The sequence below is a fragment of the Kribbella sp. NBC_00359 genome, from assembly GCF_036097425.1.
Lineage (GTDB): Bacteria > Actinomycetota > Actinomycetes > Propionibacteriales > Kribbellaceae > Kribbella.
The window spans coordinates 8,659,979-8,686,796 of record NZ_CP107975.1; the positions used below are offsets into that span (position 1 = coordinate 8,659,979).

The 26,818-nt window shown below is 68.0% G+C and carries 30 protein-coding genes; 16 read left to right on the forward strand and 14 right to left on the reverse strand.

Annotation, left to right across the window (positions count from 1 at the left end):
- Nucleotides 1-13 precede the first annotated feature (13 nt).
- Nucleotides 14-430 (forward strand): hypothetical protein, encoded by a 417-nt coding sequence (locus tag OG876_RS41730; RefSeq protein WP_328522267.1) that lies wholly within the window; start codon nucleotides 14-16, stop codon nucleotides 428-430.
- Here the strand turns inward: OG876_RS41730 and OG876_RS41735 are convergent.
- The 8 genes from OG876_RS41735 to OG876_RS41770 all read right to left on the reverse strand — a co-directional run bounded on the left by OG876_RS41735 (nucleotide 420) and on the right by OG876_RS41770 (nucleotide 7,077).
- Nucleotides 420-1,268: an acetylxylan esterase gene (locus tag OG876_RS41735; protein WP_328522268.1), complete on the reverse strand. Its 849-nt coding sequence runs from the start codon at nucleotides 1,266-1,268 to the stop codon at nucleotides 420-422. The two genes, OG876_RS41730 and OG876_RS41735, sit on opposite strands and share 11 nt — an antisense overlap.
- A gap of 4 nt (nucleotides 1,269-1,272) precedes the next feature.
- On the reverse strand, nucleotides 1,273-2,199 hold the full coding sequence (locus OG876_RS41740) for an acetylxylan esterase (RefSeq protein WP_328522269.1): 927 nt from the start codon (nucleotides 2,197-2,199) through the stop codon (nucleotides 1,273-1,275).
- Nucleotides 2,200-2,368: 169 nt separating this feature from the next.
- The gene (gene dusB / locus OG876_RS41745) at nucleotides 2,369-3,490 is read right to left on the reverse strand and encodes a tRNA dihydrouridine synthase DusB (protein ID WP_328522270.1); all 1,122 of its coding nucleotides are present in this window, start codon (nucleotides 3,488-3,490) and stop codon (nucleotides 2,369-2,371) included.
- Nucleotides 3,491-3,492: 2 nt separating this feature from the next.
- The gene (locus OG876_RS41750) at nucleotides 3,493-4,170 is read right to left on the reverse strand and encodes a hypothetical protein (RefSeq protein WP_328522271.1); all 678 of its coding nucleotides are present in this window, start codon (nucleotides 4,168-4,170) and stop codon (nucleotides 3,493-3,495) included.
- Nucleotides 4,171-4,172: 2 nt separating this feature from the next.
- The gene (locus OG876_RS41755) at nucleotides 4,173-5,558 is read right to left on the reverse strand and encodes a glycine--tRNA ligase (protein ID WP_328522272.1); all 1,386 of its coding nucleotides are present in this window, start codon (nucleotides 5,556-5,558) and stop codon (nucleotides 4,173-4,175) included.
- Between the two features lie 91 nt (nucleotides 5,559-5,649).
- Complete coding sequence (locus tag OG876_RS41760) at nucleotides 5,650-5,940, reverse strand: antibiotic biosynthesis monooxygenase family protein (RefSeq protein WP_328522273.1); 291 nt, start codon at nucleotides 5,938-5,940, stop codon at nucleotides 5,650-5,652.
- A gap of 10 nt (nucleotides 5,941-5,950) precedes the next feature.
- Complete coding sequence (locus OG876_RS41765) at nucleotides 5,951-6,583, reverse strand: hypothetical protein (protein ID WP_328522274.1); 633 nt, start codon at nucleotides 6,581-6,583, stop codon at nucleotides 5,951-5,953.
- A complete protein-coding gene (locus tag OG876_RS41770; RefSeq protein WP_328522275.1) occupies nucleotides 6,580-7,077 on the reverse strand; it encodes a hypothetical protein in 498 nt (165 codons plus the stop codon). The genes OG876_RS41765 and OG876_RS41770 overlap by 4 nt, the downstream gene beginning before the upstream one ends.
- A gap of 76 nt (nucleotides 7,078-7,153) precedes the next feature.
- On the opposite strand from OG876_RS41770, the gene OG876_RS41775 reads away from it, so the two are divergent.
- Complete coding sequence (locus OG876_RS41775; protein ID WP_328522276.1) at nucleotides 7,154-7,462, forward strand: DUF6703 family protein; 309 nt, start codon at nucleotides 7,154-7,156, stop codon at nucleotides 7,460-7,462.
- Nucleotides 7,463-7,464: 2 nt separating this feature from the next.
- On the opposite strand, the gene OG876_RS41780 is transcribed toward OG876_RS41775, so the two are convergent.
- Nucleotides 7,465-8,007: a TetR/AcrR family transcriptional regulator gene (locus tag OG876_RS41780; RefSeq protein ID WP_328522277.1), complete on the reverse strand. Its 543-nt coding sequence runs from the start codon at nucleotides 8,005-8,007 to the stop codon at nucleotides 7,465-7,467.
- 98 nt (nucleotides 8,008-8,105) lie between these two features.
- Between OG876_RS41780 and OG876_RS41785 the strand changes: the two genes are divergently transcribed.
- Entirely contained in the window at nucleotides 8,106-9,335 is a 1,230-nt protein-coding gene (locus OG876_RS41785) for an FAD-dependent monooxygenase (RefSeq protein WP_328522278.1), read from the forward strand.
- Here the strand turns inward: OG876_RS41785 and eboE are convergent.
- Together eboE and OG876_RS41795 are read right to left on the reverse strand one after the other, a co-directional pair.
- Nucleotides 9,332-10,483 carry a metabolite traffic protein EboE gene (eboE, locus tag OG876_RS41790; RefSeq protein WP_328522279.1) on the reverse strand — a complete coding sequence of 384 codons (1,152 nt, stop codon included), beginning with the start codon at nucleotides 10,481-10,483 and terminating at the stop codon, nucleotides 9,332-9,334. The two genes, OG876_RS41785 and eboE, sit on opposite strands and share 4 nt — an antisense overlap.
- Before the next feature lie 108 nt (nucleotides 10,484-10,591).
- Nucleotides 10,592-11,914, reverse strand: a complete 1,323-nt coding sequence (locus tag OG876_RS41795; protein ID WP_328522280.1) for a YibE/F family protein — start codon at nucleotides 11,912-11,914, stop codon at nucleotides 10,592-10,594.
- 52 nt (nucleotides 11,915-11,966) lie between these two features.
- Between OG876_RS41795 and OG876_RS41800 the strand changes: the two genes are divergently transcribed.
- The 7 genes from OG876_RS41800 to OG876_RS41830 all read left to right on the forward strand — a co-directional run bounded on the left by OG876_RS41800 (nucleotide 11,967) and on the right by OG876_RS41830 (nucleotide 17,261).
- A complete protein-coding gene (locus tag OG876_RS41800) occupies nucleotides 11,967-12,917 on the forward strand; it encodes a metal ABC transporter substrate-binding protein (protein WP_328522281.1) in 951 nt (316 codons plus the stop codon).
- Nucleotides 12,914-13,672 carry a metal ABC transporter ATP-binding protein gene (locus tag OG876_RS41805; RefSeq protein WP_328522282.1) on the forward strand — a complete coding sequence of 253 codons (759 nt, stop codon included), beginning with the start codon at nucleotides 12,914-12,916 and terminating at the stop codon, nucleotides 13,670-13,672. The genes OG876_RS41800 and OG876_RS41805 overlap by 4 nt, the downstream gene beginning before the upstream one ends.
- Nucleotides 13,669-14,673 (forward strand): metal ABC transporter permease, encoded by a 1,005-nt coding sequence (locus OG876_RS41810; RefSeq protein ID WP_328527021.1) that lies wholly within the window; start codon nucleotides 13,669-13,671, stop codon nucleotides 14,671-14,673. The genes OG876_RS41805 and OG876_RS41810 overlap by 4 nt, the downstream gene beginning before the upstream one ends.
- A gap of 49 nt (nucleotides 14,674-14,722) precedes the next feature.
- The gene (locus OG876_RS41815) at nucleotides 14,723-15,115 is read left to right on the forward strand and encodes a Fur family transcriptional regulator (RefSeq protein WP_328522283.1); all 393 of its coding nucleotides are present in this window, start codon (nucleotides 14,723-14,725) and stop codon (nucleotides 15,113-15,115) included.
- Between the two features lie 60 nt (nucleotides 15,116-15,175).
- Nucleotides 15,176-15,613 (forward strand): MerR family transcriptional regulator, encoded by a 438-nt coding sequence (locus OG876_RS41820; protein WP_328522284.1) that lies wholly within the window; start codon nucleotides 15,176-15,178, stop codon nucleotides 15,611-15,613.
- Nucleotides 15,614-15,688: 75 nt separating this feature from the next.
- The gene (locus OG876_RS41825; RefSeq protein ID WP_328522285.1) at nucleotides 15,689-16,663 is read left to right on the forward strand and encodes an aldo/keto reductase; all 975 of its coding nucleotides are present in this window, start codon (nucleotides 15,689-15,691) and stop codon (nucleotides 16,661-16,663) included.
- 85 nt (nucleotides 16,664-16,748) lie between these two features.
- Nucleotides 16,749-17,261 (forward strand): GNAT family N-acetyltransferase, encoded by a 513-nt coding sequence (locus OG876_RS41830; protein ID WP_328522286.1) that lies wholly within the window; start codon nucleotides 16,749-16,751, stop codon nucleotides 17,259-17,261.
- Here the strand turns inward: OG876_RS41830 and OG876_RS41835 are convergent.
- A complete protein-coding gene (locus OG876_RS41835; protein WP_328522287.1) occupies nucleotides 17,225-18,319 on the reverse strand; it encodes an S-(hydroxymethyl)mycothiol dehydrogenase in 1,095 nt (364 codons plus the stop codon). The genes OG876_RS41830 and OG876_RS41835 overlap by 37 nt on opposite strands.
- Before the next feature lie 238 nt (nucleotides 18,320-18,557).
- Between OG876_RS41835 and OG876_RS41840 the strand changes: the two genes are divergently transcribed.
- The 4 genes from OG876_RS41840 to OG876_RS41855 are packed head-to-tail and all read left to right on the forward strand — an operon-like array spanning nucleotide 18,558 to nucleotide 22,235.
- Nucleotides 18,558-19,448 (forward strand): ABC transporter ATP-binding protein, encoded by an 891-nt coding sequence (locus OG876_RS41840; protein WP_328522288.1) that lies wholly within the window; start codon nucleotides 18,558-18,560, stop codon nucleotides 19,446-19,448.
- Nucleotides 19,448-20,266, forward strand: a complete 819-nt coding sequence (locus OG876_RS41845) for an ABC transporter permease (RefSeq protein WP_328522289.1) — start codon at nucleotides 19,448-19,450, stop codon at nucleotides 20,264-20,266. Before OG876_RS41840 ends, OG876_RS41845 begins: the two co-directional genes overlap by 1 nt.
- Nucleotides 20,266-21,594: a sensor histidine kinase gene (locus tag OG876_RS41850; RefSeq protein ID WP_328522290.1), complete on the forward strand. Its 1,329-nt coding sequence runs from the start codon at nucleotides 20,266-20,268 to the stop codon at nucleotides 21,592-21,594. Before OG876_RS41845 ends, OG876_RS41850 begins: the two co-directional genes overlap by 1 nt.
- Entirely contained in the window at nucleotides 21,591-22,235 is a 645-nt protein-coding gene (locus OG876_RS41855) for a response regulator transcription factor (protein ID WP_328522291.1), read from the forward strand. The genes OG876_RS41850 and OG876_RS41855 overlap by 4 nt, the downstream gene beginning before the upstream one ends.
- Here the strand turns inward: OG876_RS41855 and OG876_RS41860 are convergent.
- On the reverse strand, nucleotides 22,229-23,062 hold the full coding sequence (locus tag OG876_RS41860; protein WP_328522292.1) for an isoprenyl transferase: 834 nt from the start codon (nucleotides 23,060-23,062) through the stop codon (nucleotides 22,229-22,231). The two genes, OG876_RS41855 and OG876_RS41860, sit on opposite strands and share 7 nt — an antisense overlap.
- A gap of 797 nt (nucleotides 23,063-23,859) precedes the next feature.
- Between OG876_RS41860 and OG876_RS41865 the strand changes: the two genes are divergently transcribed.
- Nucleotides 23,860-24,801: a hypothetical protein gene (locus tag OG876_RS41865; RefSeq protein ID WP_328522293.1), complete on the forward strand. Its 942-nt coding sequence runs from the start codon at nucleotides 23,860-23,862 to the stop codon at nucleotides 24,799-24,801.
- A gap of 75 nt (nucleotides 24,802-24,876) precedes the next feature.
- Nucleotides 24,877-25,290, forward strand: a complete 414-nt coding sequence (locus OG876_RS41870; protein WP_328522294.1) for a hypothetical protein — start codon at nucleotides 24,877-24,879, stop codon at nucleotides 25,288-25,290.
- A gap of 583 nt (nucleotides 25,291-25,873) precedes the next feature.
- Here OG876_RS41870 and OG876_RS41875 read toward each other — a convergent pair.
- Entirely contained in the window at nucleotides 25,874-26,677 is an 804-nt protein-coding gene (locus OG876_RS41875) for a hypothetical protein (RefSeq protein WP_328522295.1), read from the reverse strand.
- Nucleotides 26,678-26,818: the final 141 nt, after the last annotated feature.

Genomic DNA, 26,818 nt, shown 5'->3' on the forward strand with positions numbered 1-26,818 from the left:
CGAGCTCCTCCAAGTGGAGGCGGTCATCCAGCCCGAGCTGCTCCGCGTTGGGGCAGCCATCCGGCCCGAGCCCGACCAGCTGGAGCCGGCCATCCGGCGCGGGTTGCTCCGCGTTGGGGCGATCATTCGACCCGAGCCCTTCCGGGTCGGGGCGGTCATCCAGCCCGAGCCCCTCCAAGTGGAGGCGGTCATCCAGCCCCAGCTGCTCCGCGTTGGGGCAGCCATCCGGCCCGAGCCCGACCAGCTGGAGCCGGCCATCCGGCGCGGGTTGCTCCGCGTTGGGGCCATCATCCGACCCGAGCCCTTCCGGGTCCGGGCGGTCATCCAGCCCGAGCCCCTCCAGCTGGAGGCGGCCATCTGGCGCGGGCTGGTCTGGGTTGGGGTGGTCGTCCGGCGCGGGCTGGTCTGGGTTGGGGTGGTCATGTGGTGATGAACCTTGAGAGAGGCCGGACGCCGGACAGCCTCGCCAGCCAGGCGTCCAGGTGGTCGTTGTCGGTGCCGTCGAGGTGGGTCAGCTTGTAGACCTCAGGAGCTGGTAGTGCCTCGATGAGTGAGGCGCACCAGTTGGGGTCGTCGACGGCGAGCAGCGTGCGGGCGGTGACTGCGGGGGCGTGCCGGGCAGGGTCGAAGTAGGCCAGCGTATTGTCGACAATCTGCGCCGACGAACCCGCTCGTAGGTGATCGTTGAGCTCCTCGAGTGGGTAGTGAGTGGACTTCAGCCGAGCCTCCATCGCTCGGTAGAACAGCAACTCCGCGACCCGGACAGCGCTGAACCCGGGCCGCCGTGCAGCCGTCAGCACCGCCAGATCGTCGCCACTCACGGCCACTCGCGCGGGATCCACCTCCGACAGACTCATCAGGAACTCGGCCGCCCGCAGACAGTCCGCTGCGATCCCGCGATAGATATACGACGCCGGGTCGTCGATGCCCATCGTCAACAATCCCGGGTACGCCGCCGAGAACCCTTCGTCGGCGAGTCGCTGACCACGGTGCATCAGACCGAGAACGATGTACCGGCTGCGATCGTTCGGATGGGGGACGTGGTTGACGCTCCCGTAGCGCGGGGTCTGGAGCACCGCGGGGAACGGCCCTTCGCCGGCCGGGATGCTGAGATGACCGAAGACGCGGTAGGGCCCGGTGCTGGTGAGGCGCACGGTGTAGCTGGTCGCCTCGTCGGTCGTCCGGGCCGGCACGACATCGAGCACCGGCCGGGAGGGTATCGCGGCCAGTTCCTGGTCGACCGCGGCCCAGTAGTTGTCGAAGTTCATCGGTTCACCGTTCCGGACTGAGGTGTTCGGCAAGGAAATCCTCCACGATCCGCATCACGCCGGGCAGCCCGGCGTGATGGGCGCAATGCGGGTAGGCATGCAAGGTGGTCTCACAGGTCAGCACACGATGCAGCGCGAACCCGGTCTCCGGTGGGCAGACGTCGTCCTCGAGCCCGAGGTAGAGCAGCGTCGGCGCTTGCACCTTCGGCGCGAAGTTGAGCCCGTCGTAGTACGCGACCGTCTCGCGCACACGGTCGACGTCCTTCGGGTGCACCCGCAGGTACTCGTTGATCTCCTCGTACGGATACGACCGGGTGAGCGTCGGAGCCGCCATGATCCCGCACAGGTACGGCGCTCCCGCCGCGACGCACCGGATCACCTCTGGCATCAGCGCGGCCGTGCTGATCCCGAGCCCACCGCCCTGGCTCGACCCCTGCAGTCCGATCCGCAGATTGTCGACTTCCGGACGATCGAGCAGGACCTCGACCGCACGCACTACGTCGAGATAGAACCCGCGGTACCCGTAGGTGTTGGGGTCGACGATGTTGTGCGTCAGCAGCCCCGGGTAGCCCGGGTTGAACACGGAGTTCGACCGCAACTTCCCGCGGGGGGCCACCGCGAGAGCGGCGTACCCGAGTTCGGACCACTCCTTCGGGATGGTCGGCTCGGAGATGTAGCCGGGGATCGTGACCAGAGCCGGGTACGGCGCAGGCCCGCCGCGCGGGACCGTGTACCAGCCGGCAATCCGCAGACCTCCGTAGCTCGTGTAGCGCAGATCGTAGACAATCACCTGGTCCGTGGAGAGTGCGGGCATCTCGGTCAGCACCGGGTCCAGCGGGTACGACGCGCAGTCGGCCAGGCCGGCCGCCCAGAACTCGTCGAAGTCGTCCGGCAACTCGACCTCGACGGTCGCGTTCTCGGGATCTCTCAAGAACATTCCTCTCGATGGGGTGGGTCGTGTCTGCTGGTCCCGCGCCGTCGCGAATAGGTGCTCGATGCATCGGTCGCGGAAAGCGCGGGCAACCACATCCTTTGTTAGCCGCCGGGAGGCGGTGTCCTCAGCCGCCGGGGCGGTGCCCTCACCAGTTGGAGGGGTGGTTTCAGCCGCCGGAGATGCCGAGTTCGGCGTCTGCCAGGTCGGTGGTTAGGCCGTCGGTGTCGTCGAGCCAGCCTTGGGGGAGGACGATGTGGTCGCGGGGGCTGCCCTGGCGGCCGCGGGGGGCGCCCAGTTCGGCGACGGGGAAGGGGACGGTGGGGTCCAGTTGGGCCAGCAGGTCGTCCAGTTGGGCGAGGGATTCGACCATGCCCAGGGCGGCGCGGAGTTCGCCGCCGGCGGGGAAGCCCTTCAGGTACCAGGGGACGTGTTTGCGGAAGTCGCGGAGGCCGCGGGGTTCGCCCATCAGGTCGGCCAGCAGTTCACCGTGGCGGCGCATGACGACCGCGACCTCGCCCAGCGTGGGGAGGTTGAGGGTCTCACCGCCGGCGAACGCGGCGGCGAGGTCGCGGAAGAGCCAGGGGCGGCCGAGGCAGCCGCGGCCGACGATGACGCCGGCGCAACCCGTCTCCGCGACCATCCGGAGTGCGTCGCCGGCTTCCCAGATGTCGCCGTTGCCGAGCACCGGGATGCTCACGTGCTCCACGAGCGCGGCGATCTTGGTCCAGTCGGCCTGACCCGAGTACGCCTGCGCCGCCGTACGTCCGTGCAGCCCGATCGCCGCGGCGCCCGAGTCCTCGGCGATGCGGCCCGCGTCGAGGTAGGTCTGATGGTCGAGATCGATCCCGATCCGCGTCTTCATCGTCACGGGTACGCCGTACGGCGTGGCAGCGTGGACCGCGGAGCGCAGGATCGCGCCGAGCAGGTTGCGCTTCCACGGCAGCGCGGCGCCACCGCCCTTGCGGGTCACCTTCGGGACCGGGCAGCCGAAGTTCAGGTCGATGTGCGCAACGCCGTATTCGTCACAAAGGATCTGCACCGCGCGGCCGATGTACATCGGGTCGACGCCGTACAACTGCACCGACCGGACCGTCTCACGTGAGTCGAACGTCAGCATGTCGAGCGACTTCTGGTCGCCCTCGACGATGCCGCGCGACGTGATCATCTCGCACACGTACAGCCCGGCGCCCTGCTCGGCGCACAGCCGCCGGTACGCCGCGTTCGTGATGCCGGCCATCGGCGCCAGCACCACGGGCGTGTCGATCGTGAGGTTGCCCAGCTTCAGCATGACTAGGCCTTCGTCACCAGGACCTGGCCGTTGCCGGACACCTGCGCCTTGTACGGCTGGACCGCGTTCCCCGTCGTGGTGACATCACAGGCGAGTGGCGGACCGGCCGACTTCACCACAGCAACGTCTTCCATCGTGCAGGTGACCTTCGCCGCGCCGGCGACCGTGCGGAGGACCGCGTCGACCACCTTCGGCTTCACGATCGCAACCGACTCGGAGGTGAACTTGTACGAGGCGCTGTACTGCTGGGCGTCGATCGTCAACGTCCCGCTGTACGACTTCCCGGCGTACGTGACCGTGCAGGTCAGCTCATGCTTCCCGGGCGTCTCGGCCCTCTCGATGCCCGGGCACTTCACCGTCGTGGTGGCGGCCTTGCCGGCCGTGATCTGCGCCTGCTTGGCGATCGCGAACCGGATCCGGTCGGCCAGCGGCGCGTCGTCCGCCGGCGCGCCGGTGACCTTCGGCGTCGGCCACGGCTTGGATGGCGTCGGCAGCGGGGTCAGCGACGGGCTCGAAGCGGTCGGGATCGGCGCGCTCGAGCTTCCCGCGGGCGCGGACGGCCCGGGACTGTTGCCCGCCTCGGGCTTGGAGTCCGAGCACGCGGCCAGCAAGAACACCGCGACCGCGGACAGCCCGAAAACGGCCAGCCCGAAGCGCAACCGCTCCCGCGTGAACATCATCGTCAGCAACCCACCAGGTGTTGGGCGAGGTAGCCGGTGACCTCGGTCAGGGCGACGCGCTCCTGCTTCATCGAGTCGCGCTCCCGGATCGTCACCGCCTGGTCCTCGAGCGTGTCGAAGTCGACGGTGATGCAGTACGGCGTACCGATCTCGTCCTGCCGGCGGTACCGGCGGCCGATCGCGCCCGCGTCGTCGAAGTCCACATTCCAGTTCTTCCGCAGCTCGGTGGCCAGATCGCGCGCCTTCGGGGACAGGTCCGCGTTGCGCGACAACGGCAGTACGGCGGCCTTGACCGGCGCGAGCCGTGGGTCGAACCGCAGCACCGTCCGCTTGTCCACGCCGCCCTTGGCGTTCGGCGCCTCGTCCTCGGTGTAGGCGTCGAGCAGGAACGCGAGCACGTTGCGGGTCAGGCCGGCCGCTGGCTCGATCACGTACGGCGTCCAGCGCTCGCCCTTCTCCTGGTCGAAGTACGACAGGTCGACGCCGGAGTGCTTGGAGTGGGTGGACAGGTCGAAGTCGGTCCGGTTCGCGATGCCCTCGAGCTCGTCGAACTCCTTGCCGCCGAAGTGGAACTTGTACTCGATGTCGACGGTGCGCTTCGAGTAGTGGCTCAGCTTCTCCTTCGGGTGCTCGTAGAACCGCATGTTGTCCGGGTTGAGACCGAGGCCGGTGTACCAGTCCCAGCGGGTCTTCAGCCAGTACTCGTGCCACTCCTCGTCCGAGCCCGGCGCGACGAAGAACTCCATCTCCATCTGCTCGAACTCGCGGGTGCGGAAGATGAAGTTTCCCGGGGTGATCTCGTTGCGGAAGCTCTTGCCGACCTGGGCGATGCCGAACGGCGGCTTCTTCCGGGCGGTGCCCATCACGTTCGCGAAGTTGATGAAGATGCCCTGCGCGGTCTCCGGGCGTAGGTAGTGCAGGCCCTCCTCGGACTCGACCGGGCCGAGGTAGGTCTTGAGCAGGCCGTTGAACATCCGCGGCTCGGTGAACGTGCCCTTGTTGCCGCAGTTCGGGCAGGCGATCTCGGCCAGCTTGACGTCGTCGACGTCCTTGTTCTTCCGCCGCGCGTAGTCCTCGCGCAGGTGGTCGTCGCGGAACCGCTTGTGGCACGACTGGCACTCGGTCAGCGGGTCGACGAACTCGGACAGGTGCCCGGACGCCTCCCAGACCTTGGTCGGCAGGATCACCGACGAGTCCAGGCCGACGATGTCGTCACGGCTGGTCACCATCGCCCGCCACCACTGGGTCCGGACGTTGTTCTTCAGCTCGACGCCGAGCGGCCCGTAGTCCCAGGCCGACTTGGTTCCGCCGTAGATCTCGCCGCACGGGTACACAAAGCCTCTCCGCTTACTGAGGCTGACGACGGCATCGACGGTTTCCACGGGCACTTTGAGACTCCAGAACAGGCCAGTAATGAACACACTTGCACTTCGGAAGGGTCCAGGCTATCGGTCCGAGGCGGCCGTCGTCGCATCAGTGCTACGGAAGCAACTCGGCGAGGTCCTCGTACGCGGTCGGCTCGTCGACGGCCTGGGAAAGGAGCGGTACGGCGGTCAGCTTCACCTCGTACGGCGACAACGCCCGGCGATAGCTGCCGACGTTCTCCCACTCCATGTTCAGTGCGAGCAACTCCGGATCATCGACATTCCGCCCGACCTGGGCCGCGACGAACCCCTTCTGCTTGGCCAGTACGTCGATGGCAGCCCGCACCCGGACGGCGAAGTCGGCCTGCGCGTCCTCCCCCACCCGGAACCTGATCACCACGAACACGCCCGCCACCCTAGTTCACCCGCTCCGGCCACCCGGTCCCCACCACCCGCCCAGGCCGCCGCGCCCCACTCGCCTGCGAAAGACTCGGCGGCCGCGCCTGCCCCAACGGCCGCGACGAGGCCAGCGGCCGCTGACCCGCCCACGCGTGCGCGATCGCGCGCTTCGCCTCCAACTCCGCCCGCCGCGCCGCTTCACTCCCACCGTCCCCCGGCGCCCGATCCCCGAACCGATCAAGCCCCGGCTGCCGATCCCCCAGGCGCCGCCCCAACCGACCACAAACATGCGCATACACGCTGTTCACCCCGTAACGCGCCCGCACCGCCAACAACTCGCGCCGCGGAAGTTCGCCTGGCGTCGCAGCTCCAATCTCTCGGAAGACAAGGCGAAAGTCGGCAGGCCTCTGGGGGTCGGACTGTAAGTACGCCGTCACACAGTCGCGGAGATCGCCTTTGCCGGACTCGAACCCGAGAGGGTGGTGACCGTTGGAGTTGCCGCTCGCGAGGTCGACCATCTCGCGCACGATGCGCTGCCGCAGGATGGCTTCGGGGCCGCCGGGGTTGCGGCTCGCGGCGGCGTCGATCCGGCGGTAGTCCAGGTCGAAGTCGCGGTTGCCCAGCAGCAGGTAGCCACTGGGCGGGCTCATGGGTTCTTGCCATCTTCGCGGCGGATCTCCTCCAGGATCTGCTGCGTGTCAGGACCCATGCGAGCTGCCCACTCGTCCAGGTCCATCGGGCGGCTGTCTGGGAGGGGTTGGGTGGTGTAGGTGCGGACTGTTGGGTCGTCGACTACGCCTGCGGGTGGCTCGTCGTCGCCTCGGAGGTGGCGGTACTGGGCGACGGACAGCACGACCGCCTCGGGCACGCCCGACTCGCCCCACACCACCGGCGCGCCGTCGCCGGCGCGCGCCGCGGCCACCACCGCGGCCAACTCCCCCGCCAGCCGGCCCGGCTCCAGCACCTGCGCACCCACGACGAACTTCGACTCACCGCCGAGGTCCTCGAATTCGTCGTACGTGAGCACGACAGCCTCCGGCACGCCCGCGCCGAAACTGAAGGCGCGGGTCTGGCCGGCGCGGAAGCGGGTCAGGATCGCGGAGAGGTCGGCACGGACGTCGGCAACGGAAGGCAGATCGGTCATGCCCTTGAATGTATTGGCTCGCGCTGCGGGGCGTCCGGAGTTATCCACAGCTTCGGCGGCCTGGAACAATAGAGCAATGAGTTCCCAGGGCAGTCAGCCGGTGAGTCCGCTGCGGCAGCGGATCACCAAGTTCAGCTATCCCTATATCGCCCGGCTGCACAGCATGCCGAAGCTCACCCTGCCCGGCATCACCCTGGTCCTCGCGCTGGCCGGCGTCTTCGGCCCGGTCGCCCTTGCCGTCCCCGCGCTGATTGTGCTGGCGCTGCTCCTGTCCTGGCTCGGCTTCCTGTCCTGGCCGGTCGTCACTACCGGAGCCCGCCTGATCCGGATCTTCTCGATCCTGGTGGTCCTGCTCTTCGCCGTTTCCCGCATCGCCAGCGGCTGACGCTACGGACGGCCCAGGCTGTCGTACGCCGCGTCGACGGCAGCGGATCGCAGTTCGGCGACCGGGACGTGGTCGATCATCACCGCGCAGTCGGAGAGCCCGCCGATCGCGACCATGCAGCGGACCTGGTCGGCGAAGGCCGGGGCCGGGCCGATCAGAAGGTCGGCGAGTTGCCCGCGCCATTGGATGAAACGGTCGGCGAGCTTCAGCTCGTGCAGGACCGCCAGGTCGCGGATCGCCAGCTGGATCAGCGTGCGATGACGGTACGCGAGGTCGAAGTACGAGCCCAGTAGCTCCCGTGCCTCGACGGGCGCGGCCGCCTGCTGCTCGGCGGCGTACGCCTCGAAGTCCTCGATCAGCGGCTGGACCAGGCTGTTCAGCAGGTCCTCCCGCGAGGCGAAGTGGTAGTAGAGCGCCGGCTTGGTGACACCGAGGCGGTCGGCGATGTCGCGCAGGCTCGTCTGCTGGACCCCCTGCTCGGCGAACAGCTCGATCGCGACCCGCTGGATCCGCGCCCGGGTGTCCCCGGTCCGTTGTCTCGGCACACCGCAAAGATTAGCTGACCGTCCGGTAAGTAAGCCATTGACACGGCCATAGCCGATCACTTACTTTCCGTTCAGTAAGCGAATCCAAGGGGGTTGCCGTGAAGATCCTGATCTCGGGTGCGAGCGTGGCCGGTCCGGTGCTCGCCTACTGGTTGCACCGCTACGGTTTCGAGCCGACCGTCGTCGAGCGCACCCCGGCGATGCGGCACGGTCTCGGCGGTCACGCCGTCGATCTGTTCGGCCCGGGCGCCGAGGTCGCCCGCCGGATGGGCCGCTGGGATGCGATCGAGGCGGCCCGGACCCGGATCGAGTCGATGACGATCGAGCGCTTCGGCAAGCGCCCGGTCCACGTCGACCTCAGCCGCCTGTACGCCGGCATCTCCGGAAGTCACGTGGAGATCCTCCGGGGCGAGCTCACCAAGATCCTGTACGACGCCACCCGCGCCGGCACCGAATACGTCTTCGGCGATTCGATCGCGACCCTGCACGACGACGGCTCAGGCGTCGACGTCACCTTCGAGTCCGGCGACGAGTGCCGGTTCGACCTGGTGATCGGTGCCGACGGCATGCATTCGGCCGTCCGCCGGCTCGCGTTCGGCCCGGAGGAGTCGATGCGCCGGCCACTCGGCGGCTACCTCGCGGTATTCTCGATGCCCGACGTCCTCGACCTCGGCGACGGGATGGTCGCGCACTTCTCCGTCGACCGGATCGTCGCCGGGTACGGCGTTCACCAGACCGGTCAGACCCGCGCGGGCTTCCTGTTCCGGACTCCGCACGAACTGCGCTACGACTACCGCGACAAGGACGAGCAGAAAGCCCTGCTGGCCAAGGAGTTCCGCGACTACGGCTGGAAGGCGCCACTGCTCCTCGAGCACCTACCCGCAGCCGAGGACTTCTATTTCGACTCCATCTCGCAGATCACGCTCGACACCTGGCAGCGCGGCCGGATCGGCCTGGTCGGCGACGCCGGCTTCTGCCCGGCACCGGCCGTTGGTGGCGGCACCAGCCTGGCGGTCGTCACGGCGTACATCCTGGCCGGCGAGCTCGCCGCGGCGCGCAGCGATCTCCCCTCCGGACTGCGGAACTACGAGAGGACGGTCCGGCGGATGGTCGACCTGAGCCGGGCGATCGGGCCGAAGGTGATGCGCACACTGATTCCCGGCAGCCCGACCGCGCTCAAGCTGATGCCGTTCGCGGCGGCCGCCGTACCGAAGCTGCCGACCCCGGTGCAACGGTTCATCTGGTCGCAGAACGCGGTGGGCAAGGCCCTCAGCTCGGTGCCGCTCCCCGACTACTCCGACCTGACCAGAGTGCCGCGCGCGGCTTAGTCGATCGCGTGCAATCCCAGCCCTGTCAGGCGATCGCGAAGCCACCGCAGTTCCTTGGCGATCCGCTTGGCCAGCTGCTGCTTCGTCTTGGGAGGGCGCGGCCACGCGTAGACCTCGGACTCCAAGTGATGCGTGAGCGGATGGCCACCGCCGACCAGTCTGGTCAGACAGTCCTCCAAGGCAAGAGTTGTCGCCGAGAGTGGAGGTGGCGGCGCGGTGTGGGCGGGGACGTGGGCATGCATGCGCCAGGCCGAATGCCCAGAAAGCTGGTACGCCTGAGCGACATCGTCGACCCCCGGCCCACCCCACTCGCGCACCTGCCGCAGGTACTTCGGGGTTCCGAGCTGACCGAGCGCATAGCGACCGGCCCCGTCGGACGGGTCCACCAACGTCGGCGCGACCGCCAGTTGTGCCTTCACCACGTCTACGCCGGCCCGCCACAGCGTCTCGAACGCGTCCGCCGGCTCCTCGAACTGCACCGCGAGGTGACACGTGTCCAATCCCAGTCCGACCCGCGACGTGCCGCCGTCCGGACTGGAATAGGGGCTCAGCCAGGCGGCGGCCTGGCCGATCATCTCGAGGACGCAGCCGGGTTCGGGTTCGACCGCGATCCGGATCCTTCGGCCGGTCCGTGTCTCGGTCCGGGCGAGGTGCTGCTCGACACCGTCGAGCGCCTTCCGGGCCGCGGTGTTGCGCGCCTTCGACCACGGCACGCGCCACGCGAGCGGCAGCGTCGAGATCGATCCGTACGACGCGTCCGCCGGGAGTAACTCGGCCAGGACGTCGATCAGGTCGAGGGTGTACCGGAGTCGCTCCGGCTCGGTCCAGTCCGGGCAGAACACCTTGGTGCCGACGACTTGGTCGGTGAAGTGGGAGTGCGGGATGCCGTTCAGCGTGACGACTTCCAACTGATTCCGCGTGAGCGATCGACGCAACTTGTTCAGCGAGGACGGCGAGTTCGCCAGCCGGTCGGTCAGTGGACTCGCCAGCCACAGGCCGATCCCGAGCACCGGCACGTCCAGTTCCGTCCGGACCCGCCGCGCGCAACCGTCGAGATCGGCGATCACTCCGTCGAGGTCGTCGGCCGGATGCACGGTCGCGCAGTACCCCACATGGACGGTCGACCCGTCCCGATGACGGAACCTCATCAGCACTCCTCACCCCGTGCAGCCACCGAAGGTAGTCGTGGGCGGACTCTCCGTGACCTAGCAGCACTGTAGGAGTCTGGAGCGCCGTGCGGAAGGGGTGATTTTCAGTTAGCCCGCGTGAATGTGTTCCGGCTCCGTGTTGACGAGCTCGCGGGAGCGGTCCGCGACGGCCATCGCGGCGAGGGCGGTGGTGAGCGGGACGGCCATGATGATGCCGAGGCTGCCGACGAGGCCGCGCACCACTTCCATCGCGACCAGTTCGGTCGAGACGACGTACCGGCCGGGCAGGCCTTGGATGGCGAAGACGAGCAGGATCGGCATCGCGGCGCCGGCGTACGCGAGGACGAGCGTGTTGACCACCGACGCGACGTGGGTGCGGCCGATGCGCAGGCCCGCGCCGACCAGCTCACGCCGGTTCGCGGCCGGGTTCGCGGCGGACAACTCCCAGACCGCCGCCGCCTGCGTGACGGTGACGTCGTCGAGCACTCCCAGAGCACCGATCACCATCCCGGCTACCAACAGCCCGGTCAGGTCGATATCGGGCGCGAACTGCTGGGCGGCCGACGCTCCCTCGGACGCCCACCCACTCAACTGGCAGAGCTTGGTGAAGAACCAGCCCAGGACCACGGTCAGCCCCAGCGCAGCGATCGTTCCGGACAGCGCGATCGAACTCTCCGCATTGATCCCATGCGTGAGGAACAGCGCTATCGCCATGATCACCGTGCCACCGACGACCGCGACCACTAGCGCGTTCGAGCCCTTGAGGATTGCAGGCAGGATGAACTGCGTCAGCATCACCGCGGTCACCGCGAGAGCGACCAGCGCCGCGAGGCCACGCCAGCGCGACAGCGCCACGACCGCGATCGCGAAGATCACCGTCAGCAGCAACAACGGTTTCGTCCGGTCGTGGTCGACATACTGGTACCGCTCGGCGATCGTCGTCGCGCCGGCCACCACAGCGAGCATGACCGGCTGACCGACCTTGGGCGGGATCGGGACCTGACCACCCGTCGGGACCTGGACCGGCACCGGCTTGCCCTTGTCCGCCCCGGTGGTCAGCTTGACCGTCGCCAGGTTGCACTTGTCCTTCGGGTTCGGGCAGGCCTTGAGCGCGGTGACCTCGCCGCGGGCGGTGTCGGTCTGGTACGACGTGACCTTCACGCCGCCACCCGGCCACAGCACGATCATCGCCACCACGGCGGCCGTGAGCAGCGGGATCAGTACGGCCGCGACCACGATCCGGACCCGCCGGGCGACGATCGCGTCCGAGTCCACCACCGAGGTGTCGACCACGTGGTCGCCGTATGCGTGACCATGCCCGTGCCCGTGCCCGTGCCCATGTCCGTGCCCATGGCCGGCGGGAATGTCGAGCTTGCGGCGGCGGTTGCCCCGGTGGTCGGCGCGCCGGCGCCCGACTGTACGGCTGGCCATCGGTCATCTCCCTGTTTTGACAATGACTTCCACTTAAATGAAAATGATTGTCATGAGATCTAGTACTCGTGCTGTCGTCGCCGGCGCCACCGCCCTGGCGGCCCTCACCCTGGTGGGGTGCGGTGGCTCGACCGCCAGTGGCTCTGGCGACGGCAAGCTCGACGTCGTGACTTCGTTCTACCCGCTCGAGTTCATCGCCCGCTCAGTGGGGGGCGACGCGGTGCACGTCACCACCCTGACCGCGCCGGGTGTCGAGCCGCACGATCTGGAACTCACCCCCAAGCAGGTCGGCCACGTCGCCACCGCGAACCTGGTCGTCTACGAGAAGGGCCTGCAGCCGGCCGTCGACGAGGCGATCGACCAGAACGCGAAGGACGCCGGCTTCGACGTCGCCCCGGCCGCTCAACTGGAGGCCACCGGCGCCGACTTCGAGGAGCATCAGGAGCCAGGCGGCGCGGCACCGGCCGCGCACACCGAGGACGCGCTCGACCCGCACTTCTGGCTCGACCCGGTCCGGTACGCCGAGGTCGTCAACGCGGTCACCGAGAAGCTGGTCGCCACCGACAGCGCGAACGCCGAGGGCTACCACACCCGGGCCAAGACCCTCCTGGCCGAGATCGGCAAGCTCAACACCGATTTCAAGACCGGTCTGGCCGACTGCCGGCTCAAGACCTTCGTGACGAGTCATCAGGCCTTCGCCTACCTCGCGAAGCGGTACGGTCTGACGATGGTCGGCATCGCCGGGTTCACCCCGGACGCGGAGCCGACCCCGGCCCGGATCAAGGAGGTCCAGGACATCGTGAAGGCACAGCAGGTGACCACGATCTTCTACGAGGAGCTGGTCAGCCCGAAGGTGGCCGAGACGATCGCCCGGGACGTCGGCGTGCAGACTGCCGTACTGAGCCCGATCGAGGGCCTGTCGGACGCGAATTCGCAGGAAACCTACCTGACCCTGATGCGGCAGAATCTCCAGGAGCTCCAGAAGGCGAACAGCTGCGCGTGACACCTCCAGAAACCTCCGCGAAGGCCGTTCAGGTCGCCGATCTCTCGGTCGACCTGGGCGGTCGTCTGGTGCTCCGGGGCGTCGACCTGCAGATCCGCCAGGGCGAGGTGGTCGCGGTCCTCGGAACCAACGGCTCCGGCAAGTCCACGCTGATCCGGACCATCGTCGGTCTGCTCCCGGCTGCTCGCGGAGAGGTCCGCCTCTTCGGTACGCCGGTCCCCCGCTTCCGGCAGTGGCGTCGGATCGGGTACGTCCCGCAGCGGATCACCGCGGCCGGCGGCGTACCGGCGACCGTCTACGAGGTGGTGTCGTCCGGACTGCTGTCGAAGCGGCGGATGTTCACTCCACTCGGCTCGGCCGGCAAGGAGGCGATCGATGCGGCGCTGGAGATCGTCGACATGGCCGACCGGCGCAAGGATGCGGTGGCCGAGCTGTCCGGCGGGCAGCAGCAGCGGGTCCTGATCGCGCGGGCGCTGGTGTCCGACCCGGAGCTGCTGATCCTCGACGAGCCGACCGCCGGCGTGGACCTCGCCAGCCAGCAGATCTTCGCCGACGCGATCAGGGAGCGGGTCGCCCGCGGCACCACCGTGGTGATGGTCAGCCACGACCTCGGCCCGATGGACGCGCTGATCGACCGCTCGGTCGTCCTGCGCCGCGGCCGGATCGTGTACGACGGCCCGCCCCACGCCTCCCAGACCCACGCCCACGTCCACCATTCACACAGTGATGACGACTCCGGGTGGCTGACATCGTGACCCTCTTCCAGTTGGAGTTCATGCAGCGGGCGCTGGTCGCCGGGCTGCTGACTGGTCTGTCCGCGCCGGCGATCGGTACGTATCTGGTCCAGCGGCGGCTGTCGTTGATGGGTGATGGCATCGGCCACATCGCGATCACCGGTGTCGCGCTCGGCCTGCTGACCGGCACGGCGCCTGTGTTCACCGCGGTCCTCGTGTCGATCGCCGGCGCGACCGCCATCGAGCTGGTCCGCGCTCGCGGCAAGGCCAGCGGCGACGTGGCGCTCGCACTGCTCTTCTACGGCGGTATCGCAGGCGGTGTGCTCCTTATCGGGCTTGCCGGTCAAGGCGCCGCGACTCTGAACACCTATCTGTTCGGTTCACTGACCACCGTGTCCCCCAGCGACCTGTACGTCGTCGTCGGGCTGGCCGTGACCGTCCTAGTGGTGGCGATCGGACTGGGACCGCAGTTGTTCGCGGTGTGCCAGGACGAGGAGTTCGCCCGCACTACCGGACTCCGGGTCCAACTGCTCAACCTGGTGATCGCGGTGATGGCTGCCGTGACGGTGACCGTGGCGATGCGAACGGTGGGCCTGCTACTGGTCAGCGCCCTCATGGTGGTCCCGGTGGCGACCGCGCAGCAGCTGACCCGGTCGTTCCGCAGTACGTTCGTGACCGCGTGTGGGATCGGTGTCGTCGTGTGCCTGGCCGGCATCATCACGTCGTACAACGCGAACGTGGCTCCGGGCGCGACCATCGTCGTACTGGCGCTGGCGTGCTTCGTGATCGCGGCGACGGTGGGCACGCTGCTCCGGCGGCGGTCCGGCCGAGCCCGCCCGCTCGCGGACGAGGAGCCGGAGGTCGGCGTACCGGCTCCGGAGCCGCATGTGGTGAGCTCCGGGCACCCGCACGCGCACAACCCGGCCTGTGGGCACAAGAAGGTCGAGCACGGCGATCATCTCGACTACGTCCACGACGGTCACCTGCACGCGGCCCACGGCGATCACTGGGATGAGCACTGACTTGCCGACTTCTGCGAGAATTGGGTCTGACTTGAGGACAGGAGGAATGGTGGCCATCGGAACACGCTCGACCCGTCAGCGCGCGGCGGTCGCGCTCGCGCTCGACAACCTCGACGAATTCCGGACCGCGCAGGAGATCCACCAGGAGCTCCGGACCGCGGGTGAGGCTGTCGGTCTGACCACTGTCTACCGGACCCTGCAGGCGCTCGCGGACACGCGCGAGGTCGACGTCCTGCGCACCACGGACGGCGAGACGGCGTACCGGCGCTGCTCGAAGGGTCACCACCACCACCTGGTCTGCCGCAACTGCGGCCGCACGGTCGAGGTCGAAGGCCCGGCGGTCGAGCGCTGGGCGGACAAGGTCGCGGCCGAGCACGGGTACGCCGACGTCAGCCACACGCTGGAGATCTTCGGGACCTGCGCGGACTGCCAGCAGCCCTAGCGGTCTGTGACGCAGATCACCTTTGCCTTTGAGTGCACTCGAAGGCCTACGGTTGATGACATGAACACCACGGAGTTGCTCGACCAGCCGGTCGACCGGCAGTTGCTGGGGCTGCTCGAGCTCCCCGACGACCTCCCCGAGCACCTCTCGATCGCCGAGGCCGCCGCGATCACCGGGCTCACCGCCCACACCCTGCGGTACTACGAACGGATCGGGCTGGTCCAGGTCGGTCGTGACGACGCCGGCTACCGCAGCTACGACCGGCGCGCGATGGGCCGGATCGCGTTCGTCACCCGGCTCCGGGCGTCCGACATGCCGATCGGCACGATCAGTCACTACCTGGACCTGGTCGAGCAGGGCGATCACACTGCGCCGCAGCGGCTCGCTCTGATGGAAGCGCACCGGGCCGGCATCCAGCGCCGGATGCGTGATCTGCAGGCGGCGCTCGCGGTGACCGAGTACAAGATCACCGTGTACGGCGGAAACGCCACTCCGTAATCCATCCATCGCTCAGCCGAGGACCCCTTGCGGTCCGTCGGCGGGCAGAGCCATGCCAACTTCTAGGAGATTCTGATGAAACTGGGTAGCAACGGCGCCGAGGTCAGCCGCCTCGGACTGGGTTGTATGGGAATGAGCTTCGCCTACGGCGCGACCGACGACACCGAGTCGATCGCGACGCTGCACCGGGCCCTCGACCTCGGCATCACCTTCCTCGACACCGCCGACCTGTACGGGTACGGCGCCAACGAGGAACTGGTCGGCCGGGCGATCGCCGATCGCCGGGACGAGGTGTTCCTGGCGACCAAGTTCGGCATCCTCGGTGGTCCGCTGGACGCCGCGAAGCGCGGTGTGAACGGGTCGCCCGGCTACGTCCGGTCGTCGATCGACGGTTCGCTGCGGCGGCTCGGCCTCGACCACGTCGACCTGTACTACCAGCACCGCGCGGATCCCGACGTACCGGTCGAGGAGACGGTCGGGGCGATGGCGGAACTAGTGGAGGCCGGGAAGGTCCGGTATCTCGGGTTGTCGGAGGCGTCGGCGGACACCATCCGGCGGGCGCACGCCGTGCACCCGATCACGGCAGTGCAGAGCGAGTGGTCGCTGTTCAGCCGGGACATCGAGGAGTCGGTGCTGCCGACCTGCCGTGAGCTCGGCATCGGGATCGTGCCGTACTCGCCGCTCGGCCGTGGCATGCTGACCGGCGCCGCGCCGACGAACCTCGCCGCCGACGATTTCCGGCGTACTCTGCCGCGCTTCAACGACGAGAACCTCGAGGCGAATCTCGCGCTGGTCGACGAGATCCGCGCCGTCGCCTCCCGGTACGACGCGACGCCCGGGCAGGTCGCCCTGGCCTGGGTGCTTGCTCAGGGCAATGACGTGGCGCCGATCCCCGGGACGAAGCGGCGCAAGTATCTCGAGGAGAACGCCGCGGCGCTGGAGCTCGAACTGTCGGCGGATGACCAGGCCGCGCTCGCCAAGCTGACCCCGGTGGGCGCGCGCTACGCGGACATGACCTGGGTCGACCGGAGTACTGCCGCGCTGGACTGATAAACTCACCGCAGTAAGCCTTCCGTACCGGATCTCCTTCCGGCGGGAGGCTTTTCTGCGTTCTCAGATCCTTGTGAGGAGACCTATGTTCGTACGGCGTGCCGACGCGGAGGACCGTGTCGTCCTGGAGCGATTGTGGCTGATGTTCCGGCACGACATGTCGGAGTTCCAGGGCCAACTGCCGCGGCCGGACGGGAGTTACCGGACCGAGTGGCTGGAGAAGGTGCTCACCGGGGACCCGGACTGGGCGGGGTACTTGTTCTACAGCGGCGAGAGTCCGGTCGGCTTCTGCTTCATGCGGGCGCTCTCGCAACCGGTGCGGGTGCTGAACGCGTTCTTCATGGTTCGGCCGGTACGGCGCAACGGACTAGGGCTGCGGGCAGTGCGCGAGGTCCTCGCACACCACCCCGGCCCGGTTGACGTCGCATTCCAGGAGAACAACCCGAAGGCCGTCCGGTTCTGGCACCGGGTCGCGACCGAGGTCTCCGGCGACGTGTGGACGACGGAACGCCGCCCGATCGCCGGGAAGCCCGACGCGACACCCGACGTATGGATCTCGTTTCAGAACACCACGACCGAGCGCAGCACGTCGCCGTGATGCATCTTGGTGAACGCGGCCTCCACGTCCTCGAGGGCGATCGTCTCGGAGACGAAACGGTCCAGCGGTAGCCGGCCCTGGAGGTGCAGGTCGATCAGCAGCGGGAAGTCCCGGGTCGGCAGGCAGTCGCCGTACCAGCTCGACTTCAGCGAACCGCCGCGGCCGAAGAAGTCGAGCAGCGGCATCTCCAGCGTCATGTCCGGCGTCGGTACGCCGACCAGGACGACGGTGCCGGCCAGGTCACGGGCGTAGAACGCCTGCTTCCACGTCTCCGGTCGGCCGACCGCGTCGATCACCACATCCGCACCGAACCCGCCGGTCAGCTCCTGGACCGCGGCGACGACTCCGTCGTGGTCGAGGCCCTTGGAGTTGATCGTGTGGGTGGCGCCGAGCTCCCGGGCCACGGTGAGCTTGCGGTCGTCGATGTCGATGGCAATCACCTTCGCCGCCCCGGCCAGGCGGGCTCCGACGACAGCCGCCGTACCGACTCCGCCCGAGCCGATCACGGCGACGCTGTCACCGCGGCCGACGTTGCCGGTGTTGATCGCGGCGCCGAGCCCGGCCATCACGCCACAGCCGAGCAGGCCGGCGACCTCGGGCTTGGCGGCCGGGTCGACCTTGGTGCACTGGCCGGCCGCGACCAGGGTCTTGTCGGCGAAGGCGCCGATGCCGAGGGCCGGGCTCAGCTCGGTGCCGTCGGCCAGCGTCATCTTCTGCTGGGCGTTGTGCGTGTTGAAGCAGTACCAGGGACGGCCGCGCAGGCAGGCCCGGCAGTTGCCGCAGACGGCCCGCCAGTTCAGCACGACGAAGTCGCCCGGCTGGACGTCGGTGACGCCGTCACCGACCGACTCCACGATGCCCGCCGCCTCGTGACCTAACAGGAAGGGGAAATCGTCGTTGATGCCGCCCTCGCGATAGTGGAGGTCCGTGTGACAGACGCCGCACGCCTGGACCTTCACCACCGCCTCCCCCGGATCGGGATCCGGGATCGTGATCTCCTCGATCGACACCGGTTGGCCTTTGCCCTTCGCCACCACACCACGCACCGTCTGAGCCATTCCCCGACGCTATCCGGCTCCTGGCGATCCCGTCATCCTTCGCGGGCGTGGCGGCGTGCGTAACGACAGGACGTAGTCATGTGCGTACATGCCCGCGCCCGCCTGAGCAACCACCGGCGACCCCTCGCCGAGCCGACTACCTCCTGTCCTGACGTACACCTCTGTCCACCGGTCGGGGGACAGAGCGTCCGCCGGGCGGTGCTCCCGGGGGACGGTGCCGGGACGGGAAGGTTGAGGCATGCAGACAGACAACGCAGTCCGGGTGCGGGGCCTGGTGAAGCGATACCCCGACAAGGTCGCGGTCGACGGTGTCGATCTGGACATCCATCGGGGTGAGGTGTTCGCCCTGCTCGGGCCGAACGGGGCCGGCAAGACGACGACCACGGAGATCCTGGAGGGGTATCGCCGGGCCGACGAGGGTGAGATCAGCGTGCTCGGCACCGACCCGGGGCACGGCGACCGGCAGTGGCGCAGCCGGCTCGGGATCGTGCTGCAGACGTCGCGCGACGAGGCCGAGTCCACCGTGGCCGAGCTGGTCAACCACTACGCCAATTACTTCCCCAACCCGCGCGACCCGGACGAGGTGATCGCCTCCGTCGGGCTGGAGGAGAAGCGCAAGACCCGGCCGCGCAAGCTGTCCGGCGGACAACGCCGGCGGCTCGACGTGGCGCTCGGCATGATCGGCAACCCGGAGCTGCTGTTCCTGGACGAGCCGACGACCGGCTTCGACCCCGAGGCGCGGCGGCAGTTCTGGACGCTGATCGAGGGCCTGCGGACGAGCGGTACGACGATCCTGCTGACCACCCACTACCTGGACGAGGCCGAGCACCTGGCCGACCGGGTCGGGGTCATCGCCGACGGCCGGATGCTCGAGATCGCGACGCCGGAGACGCTCGGCGGACGCGGAGCCCGGACCGCGCGGGTCTCCTGGAGCGACGCCGACGGTCCGCACGAGCTGCGCACCGACCAGCCGACGGCCGAGGTCGCCGCGCTGATGCAGCGCTTCGGCGGCGAAGTACCCGAGCTCGAAGTACGGCGCCCGAGCCTGGAAGACATCTACCTGGACCTGATCGGCAAGGTCACCGCCGCCGACCGGGCCGCTGTTGCGATCGAAGCTGGAGCACTCTGATGGCCGACACCACCACCAAGCCGCTGCCGTCGACGCTGTCGATCGGCCTGGCCCGCACCAGGCTCGAGGTCCGCGAGTTCTTCCGGGAGCGGGAGGCGCTGATCTTCACCTTCTTCTTCCCGATCATCTTCCTGGCCATCTTCTCCGCCGTCTTCGGCAGCACCGACTTCAACGGCGTCAACGCCGCGACCTACTTCACGCCCGGGATGATCGCCTCCGGCATCTTCCTCAGCAGCTTCCAGTCGCTCGCGGTCAGCATCGCGCTGGAGCGCGACGACGGCCTGCTGAAGCGGCTCCGCGGTATGCCGATGCCCCCACAGTCCTACTTCGTCGGCAAGATCGGCCTGGTCCTGATCACCTCGATCGCGCAGATCGCGTTGCTGCTGACGATCTCCGGGGTGCTGCTCGACGTCGACCTGCCGACCGACCCGGCCAAGTGGGCGAACTTCGTGTGGATCTTCGTTCTCGGTACCGCGTCGGGGTCGGCGCTGGGGATCGCGTTCAGCGTCGTACCGAGGTCCGGCAAGGCAGCGTCCGCGGTCGTCGCTCCGGTGGTCCTGCTGCTGCAGTTCATGTCCGGCGTGTACTTCGTCTACAGCAGCCTGCCGCCCTGGATGCGCGGCGTCGCCTCGGTCTTCCCGCTGAAGTGGCTGGCCCAGGGCATGCGGTCGGTGTTCCTGCCAGACGGGTTCGAGGTGAACGAGCCGGGTGGCTCGTGGCAGCTGGGCATCTGCGCGATCGTGCTCACAGTCTGGCTGATCGTGGGACTGTTCGTCGCCCAGCGCGTCTTCCGCTGGACCCGGCGGGACGCCGGCTGATGAACGAGCTCTCCGGTACGACGCCGGCCGCACCGGCCCGGCGTCGTACCGTGCCGTCCGCCTGGAACGCGCCGCGAACGTGGATCCCGGTGTGGAGGAAGATGGTGACCGTGGAGAGCTCTGGCAGTGGGGTCGACCAGCCCGTGTGGACACGGACGCTGGTCGGCTGGCACATCGTGTTCTGGGTGCTGCTGGCGATGACGCTGGCGCTGTCCTTCACCGGGGACCTGAACGCGACCCGGCAGGCGGTGTTCGTCGGGGCGGTGGTGGTTCTCGGGGCGGCGTACCAGTTCATCGGGTTGCCCGCGATGCGGTCCCACCGGGCACTTCCGTCGTACGCCTATCGACTCGTGATGATCGCCTGCCTGATGGTGCTGGTCGCGCTGCATCCGCAGTCGGTGTTCCTGATGTTCATCGCGTCGGCGCAGATCTGGCTGCTCTGCAAGAACGTGCGCGAGAGCGCGGCGCTCAGCCTGCTGCTGGTGGTCGGCGTCGGCGCCGCGCAACTGTGGAACGTCGGATGGGCCTGGGGCGCGTTCGGGGACATCCTGCCGTGGATGCTGGTCAGCCTGGTGGTGAGCCTGCTGCTCGGGATCTGGATCGAGAAGGTGATCACGCAGAGTCAGCAGCGGGCCGAACTGATCGAGCAACTCGAGTCGGCCCGGGACGAGCTCAACGAAGCGCATCACAGCGCCGGCGTGATGGCCGAGCGGGAGCGGATCGCGCGGGAGATCCACGACACGCTGGCGCAGGGGATGACGAGCATCGTGATGCTGGCCCAGACCGCTGCGGTCGAACTGCAGCGCGGCGGGACCGACGGCGCCGCGGCCCGGCTGGCGGCGATCGAGGACACCGCCCGGGAGAACCTGGCCGAGGCCCGCGCGCTGGTTGCCGCGTTCACCCCGGTCGCGTTGTCAGAGGCAACATTGTCCGAGGTGCTGCGGCGGCAGGCCGAACGGTTCGCGGCCGAGACGGGCGTCGACGTACAGGTCTCCCTGGACCTGCCGGACGAGGAGGTCGCGGCGCTGCCGCAGGCGCAGCAGGTGGTATTGCTGCGATCCGCCCAGGAGGCGCTGGCGAATGTGCGCAAGCACGCCCGCGCGACGCAGGTGCGGATCACGCTGGGATTGTCGGACGGCGGGGTGTGGATCGAGATCCGGGACGACGGGTCCGGGTTCACGCCGGCCGCGGTGTCCGGTGGCTTCGGGCTGAACGCGATGCGCGGGCGGGTCGAGGAGTCGGGTGGTTCGGTGCAGGTGGAGAGCGCGCCGGGGCGCGGTACTCGCGTTCAGGTGCTGATTCCGGCTACGGCGCAGGAGGATGCGTGATTCGGGTTCTGGTGGTCGACGACCATCCGGTGGTGCGGTCCGGGCTGATCGGCATGCTCGCGGTGACCGACGACATCGCGGTGGTCGGCGAGGCCGGTGACGGCGCGGAGGCTCTCGCGCTGGTCGAGTCGACGCGGCCTGACGTCGTACTGATGGATCTGCGGATGCCTGGGCGAGACGGGGTGTGGGCGACGGGTGGGATCGTGGCCCGGTACCCGTCGACGCGGGTGCTCGTGCTGACGACGTACGACACCGACACCGACATCCTGCACGCGGTCGAGGCCGGTGCTGCGGGGTATCTGCTGAAGGACACGCCACACGCTGAGTTGCTGGACGGGATTCGCTCCGCGGCCCGTGGTGAGACCGTCCTCGCGCCGCCGGTCGCGGCGCGCCTGATGAACCGCCTTCGTACGCCGGCCGCGCCCGCCGCGGCCCAGCCGTCGCCTCGCGAGCTCGAGGTCCTCGCGGCGGTAGCTCGTGGCCTCAGTAACGCGGAAATCGGCCGGGAGCTCTTCATCGGCGAGGCGACTGTGAAGACGCATCTCCAGCGGCTGTTCACGAAGCTGGATGTGGACGACCGGACCCGAGCCGTGACTGTCGCGATGGAGCGAGGCCTACTCCCGAATCCCCGCGCTCACTGAGACACCTCGTTGGGGATGGCGCCGCCGTACCGGCGATCGCGCTGGGCGTAGAGCTCGATCGCGCGCCACAGGTCACGGCGGTCGAAGTCCGGCCAGAGTGTGTCGAGGAAGACCATCTCGGCGTACGCGAGCTGCCAGACCAGGAAGTTGCTGGTCCGCTGCTCACCCGACGACCGCACGAAGAGGTCCACCTCGGGGATGTCCGGCGCGTACAGGTGCCGCGCGATCGTCTGCTCGGTGATGCGGTCGGGCTTGAGCTTGCCTGCGGCAACATCCCGCGCGATCGACTTCATCGCGTCGGCGATCTCCGCGCGACCGCCGTAGTTCACGCAGAACTGCAGGGTGATCGTGTCGTTGTCCTTGGTCCGCTCCTGCGCGTACTCCAACTCGTCGATCACGGTCTTCCACAACCGCGGCCGCCGCCCGGACCACACCACCCGGACCCCCATCGCGTCCAGCTCGTCGCGGCGCCGGTGGATCACCTCGCGGTTGAACCCCATCAGGAACCGCACCTCTTCCGGCGACCGCGCCCAGTTCTCCGTCGAGAACGCGTACGCCGAGATGTACTTCACCCCGATCTCGATCCCACCCTTGATCACGTCCAGCAGCGAAGCCTCACCGGCCTTGTGCCCCTCGGTCCGAGCCAGCCCCCGCTGCTTGGCCCACCGCCCGTTCCCATCCATCACGATCGCCACATGCCGAGGCACCAACTCCTTCGGCACCCCCGGCGCCCGCGCCCCCGACGGATGCGGCTCAGGCGCCACCACCGCCTTCTTCTCCCCCACCCGAGCGCTACCCCAACCCCGACGACGACCAATAGGCGACATACCCAGATCCTCCCGCACTCCCCGCCGAAGCCCCGCGCAGACCCCCGATGCAACTTCCTGCAACCTGTGGATAACTCCCCCGGACGAACACCCTCCGTATGACACCCTTACACCAACCGCACACAGATCGGAGCCCGAATGACCCGCCGACCGGCCCTCGGCCGCGCCACCGCAGCCCTCTGCGCCCTCCTAGCGCTGACGTCCTGCCAAGGCTCCCCCGAAGCCGGCCGCCCCAACACCACCCCCACGCCCCCTAGCCCAACCCCGACGCCCACCGGCCCATCCACTCCAACCTGGACACCGGAGGAACAGGCCGCGATCGCGGCCGCCAAGGCTCGCTATGCAGCTGCAACGACTGCAACAGATCAGGCATTCACGAGCCCGGCACAACTCGATCGACCAGCGCTCGAGAAAGCTGGGATCGGCGGCGAGTTGATCATTACAATCATCGACCAAGCCAGATCAATGACGCGCAGCGGTTGGTATCAGACTGGACGCACAAAGATTGCTGCCACGCAGGTCTCCACGGTGAGGCTGGGCGGGGCGCAGCCAGAGGTGAACCTGATCAACTGCGTTGACACGTCGGGACTGGTCCTCAGGTTCCAGAAAGATGGCAAGCCTGTACCTGAGGGACCGGGCAACGGCGATCGTCACAAGCTCGCATCGCGGTTGGTGTATGCCCCACCCGCGCCGGGCGGGCGGAAGGTCTGGTTCCTCATCTCGGACGAGGACAAAGGCCAATGCTGAGCCGAGCTCGACGAGCAGCTGGGATCGCGTTACTGGCCGTAGCGGGAGCGATGATTTGGGGTGTCCCTGCGTCGGCTCTCGACGAGAGACCACCGCCGCCAGGGCCGAACTACGAATGGATCTGTGTCGGGCACAAATGTCGGTGGATTGCCAAGGCCTACCAAACTCCCACTACCTCGCCCACGGATCCCGGCACCGGAGGGAAACACGACAAGGAGACCAAGCCGGTCTGCAACTTCCACGGCGCCGCGCAGGCATGTGTCGACCCGCAGCTCGGCAATTGGTCAAACAGTCATCAGTGCTACATGAAGCGTGAAGAACCTCAGCCGCCGCCCACGGATGAGCGCTGGCAAGGGCACACTGAAGGCAGTATCTGGGCATGCGTGCGGGAGCAGGGGTATGACGAGGGCAAGCACCTAGTGACAGAGTGGGTTTGGTTGCCCGGAAGGCCCGACACGGTGGTGATCGATCCGGAGACGTTGGCTTATCAGGCAATCGCCGAGATGCAACTGGCGTCGCCGTTAATCAAGACCGCACCTGGGGCTGGGCAGATCGGGCTGGTGAACATGCCGGTCTGGATGTGGGTCAACAAGACCGAGAACACCTGGGGACCGATCGAGCGGTCGGCAAGTGTGCCCGGGCTGACTGTGACGGCGACAGCCAAGGTCGTGGCGGTCAACTGGTCCATGGGCGACGGCAACACGATCCGCTGCAAGGGTCCAGGTACGCCGTACACGAAGGCGATGGGGATCAAGGACTCGCCGGACTGTGGGCATCGGTACAAGAAGACTTCTCGGGAGTTGCCGAAGTGTGTTTATCCAGTGACGGCGACTGCGCAGTGGGACATCACGTGGCAGAGCACGTTGGGTGATACGGGGCAGATTTCTCTGACGCAAGAGGCGGGTACTCAGCTGCGGATCGGGGAGGCGGTGCCGGTTCTTGTGGATCCTGATGGGGGCGAGGTCGCGGCGCCGGCGAAAGTCGGGTGCTGAAGGTGCTGGTATCGCAGCGGCGCGGGACGCGCGGCTTCGAGGGACGTGAAGGCGGCCTTGACTAGATTCGGGGAAATGCCAGGGCCTACAACGGATGCGCGGATCTACCTGCTCGATGCTGACGAGCGTCAGGTCTCGCCCGGTGTGGCTACTGTGGTCGGGCCTGACGGCATGCGGGAGGAGATACCGCTCGCGGTGTATCGCGCGGTTCAGCATGTGCTCGAGGCGATGCGGGCGGGGCGGGGTGTCAAGATCGTTCCGTTGCGGGCCGAGCTGCCGATCGACGAGGCGGCGGATGCGATCGCGATCGGGCGGGACGATCTGCGGAAGTATGTTGCCGGAGGCGCGGTTCCCTTCCGGTCGACGGAATATGTCGACTGGGTGCGGCTGGCCGATGTCATCGCGTGGGACAACGAGCGGCGCCGGAACCGGCGTTCGGTGCTCGACGAGCTGATGGGTGACGATCCCGAGGACGGGCAGCCGTCGTGACGCAGTCCGACTCGCCTGGCGGCGACCGACCCGAGCGGGCTCCTCGACGCGAACGTCTGCGCGTCCGAGGCGGTCGGGTGATAGCGGGATCGTGGTCAGCAGACCAACGACATCTTGCTGTCGCTGGGTGACCGCGAGGTCTTCGAGCCACGCTGGACCCAGAACCTCCTCGACGTGATGCGCCGGAACAGGCCGGCGGGAGTTTCCGAAGCCAGCATCGATCGGCGCATCGCCATGATGAACGGCGCTTTCCCGGAGAGGCGATGACGGAGGCTCCGCCACAGGCGTTGCAGGAGCAGATGCAGCGGATCCGAAGGACAAGCATGTTCTGGCGAGGGCTGTGCACAGCAAGTCGGATGTGCTTGTCACCGACAACCTCAAGGATTCAGACGCGCCGACGTCCGGGCCGAACGCAATGCTGGTCGTGAACCTGAACCAGTTTCTCAGCCGCAAGCTCGAGGAGGATCGGGAGCGGGTCCAGGCGGGGCTGCAGGACATGCTCAGTCGGTACAAGCGGCATCCCCGCACCATGTCCGCGCTGATCGACTCGTGCGCAGGAGCCCAAGCGCGAGTTCGGCGGAGGCTAGGCGCAGGGGCGAGGCTCGGGTTGCTGAGTCGACGGACCACCCTCGGGGTCGACGAGCACTGGCCGGAGATCCGTCACGCGCAGAGGAATCGAGCGGCTGAAGTCGAGTGGAATGTCGCCTTCCATGCCGCCACCGGTCCAGTGGACGTTCCAGTACGCGGTCGCGGTGACCTGGTAGGCGCCGGACTTCTCACAGCGCGACGTCTTCCGATACTTGTAGCCACAGGTCGGTGACGCCGGGATCTCCTTCAGCGACTTCCCCTCCGCCATCGCGCGGCTGAACGGAGTGCCAGCCCCCTTACAGGTAACAGTCTCACCGCCACCCATCGACCACTCGATCCGATCCACCGTGCCGGTCGCCTCGATCGCGACACCCTCGATGGCAGCCCGCTTGGTCTGCGGGCCGGTCGTCGTGGTGCCCGGGTCTGTCACCCACATCCAGACCGGTACGTTGACGATCCCTTCGTGCGTAGCGCTCTGAACGTACGGTGACACCCCGAGCTGCGGCGCGACGAAGTTCATAGTCGCGACAACGCGCTGAGCCGCAATCCGCGGATCGATCGTCTGGGTCTGACCCGGTTCACGGATGACCGACTCGAACCTATCAATGCCCTGCGGCCGGCCTTCAACGACCCCAAGGATCACCCAGCATCGGTAGAACTTCGTCCCCGCCGGATAGCCACTGACCAGGTTCGAGTTCACCAACGAGGTCGGCGCGTCCTGCGGCGTCAGATAGCAACCCGAAGCCGAATCAAAGAACCCGTCCGCCGTCTGACACGGCACCGCCTGCCCCTTGAACACGCATCCAGCTCCCCCAGTCTTCTTCCCCCCAGGCGTCGTCGTTCCAGAGGTTGAAGGCGGATCGCCTTCATCGCTCGCTGAGATGCGGCACTGTCCCGTCACGCGGTCCCGATCGCAGTCTGGGGTCGTGATGGTGGGCGT

Excerpts from the sequence above, each read along its gene's own strand:
- OG876_RS41735 (WP_328522268.1), bottom strand. The coding sequence starts at position 1,268 with ATGAACTTCGACAACTACTGGGCCGCGGTCGACCAGGAACTGGCCGCG.
- dusB (WP_328522270.1), bottom strand. The coding sequence starts at position 3,490 with ATGCTGAAGCTGGGCAACCTCACGATCGACACGCCCGTGGTGCTGGCG.
- OG876_RS41750 (WP_328522271.1), bottom strand. The coding sequence starts at position 4,170 with ATGATGTTCACGCGGGAGCGGTTGCGCTTCGGGCTGGCCGTTTTCGGG.
- OG876_RS41765 (WP_328522274.1), bottom strand. The coding sequence starts at position 6,583 with ATGAGCCCGCCCAGTGGCTACCTGCTGCTGGGCAACCGCGACTTCGAC.
- OG876_RS41770 (WP_328522275.1), bottom strand. The coding sequence starts at position 7,077 with ATGACCGATCTGCCTTCCGTTGCCGACGTCCGTGCCGACCTCTCCGCG.
- OG876_RS41775 (WP_328522276.1), top strand. The coding sequence starts at position 7,154 with ATGAGTTCCCAGGGCAGTCAGCCGGTGAGTCCGCTGCGGCAGCGGATC.
- eboE (WP_328522279.1), bottom strand. The coding sequence starts at position 10,483 with ATGAGGTTCCGTCATCGGGACGGGTCGACCGTCCATGTGGGGTACTGC.
- OG876_RS41795 (WP_328522280.1), bottom strand. The coding sequence starts at position 11,914 with ATGGCCAGCCGTACAGTCGGGCGCCGGCGCGCCGACCACCGGGGCAAC.
- OG876_RS41800 (WP_328522281.1), top strand. The coding sequence starts at position 11,967 with ATGAGATCTAGTACTCGTGCTGTCGTCGCCGGCGCCACCGCCCTGGCG.
- OG876_RS41820 (WP_328522284.1), top strand. The coding sequence starts at position 15,176 with ATGAACACCACGGAGTTGCTCGACCAGCCGGTCGACCGGCAGTTGCTG.
- OG876_RS41825 (WP_328522285.1), top strand. The coding sequence starts at position 15,689 with ATGAAACTGGGTAGCAACGGCGCCGAGGTCAGCCGCCTCGGACTGGGT.
- OG876_RS41830 (WP_328522286.1), top strand. The coding sequence starts at position 16,749 with ATGTTCGTACGGCGTGCCGACGCGGAGGACCGTGTCGTCCTGGAGCGA.
- OG876_RS41835 (WP_328522287.1), bottom strand. The coding sequence starts at position 18,319 with ATGGCTCAGACGGTGCGTGGTGTGGTGGCGAAGGGCAAAGGCCAACCG.
- OG876_RS41840 (WP_328522288.1), top strand. The coding sequence starts at position 18,558 with ATGCAGACAGACAACGCAGTCCGGGTGCGGGGCCTGGTGAAGCGATAC.
- OG876_RS41845 (WP_328522289.1), top strand. The coding sequence starts at position 19,448 with ATGGCCGACACCACCACCAAGCCGCTGCCGTCGACGCTGTCGATCGGC.
- OG876_RS41850 (WP_328522290.1), top strand. The coding sequence starts at position 20,266 with ATGAACGAGCTCTCCGGTACGACGCCGGCCGCACCGGCCCGGCGTCGT.
- OG876_RS41860 (WP_328522292.1), bottom strand. The coding sequence starts at position 23,062 with ATGTCGCCTATTGGTCGTCGTCGGGGTTGGGGTAGCGCTCGGGTGGGG.
- OG876_RS41865 (WP_328522293.1), top strand. The coding sequence starts at position 23,860 with ATGATTTGGGGTGTCCCTGCGTCGGCTCTCGACGAGAGACCACCGCCG.
- OG876_RS41870 (WP_328522294.1), top strand. The coding sequence starts at position 24,877 with ATGCCAGGGCCTACAACGGATGCGCGGATCTACCTGCTCGATGCTGAC.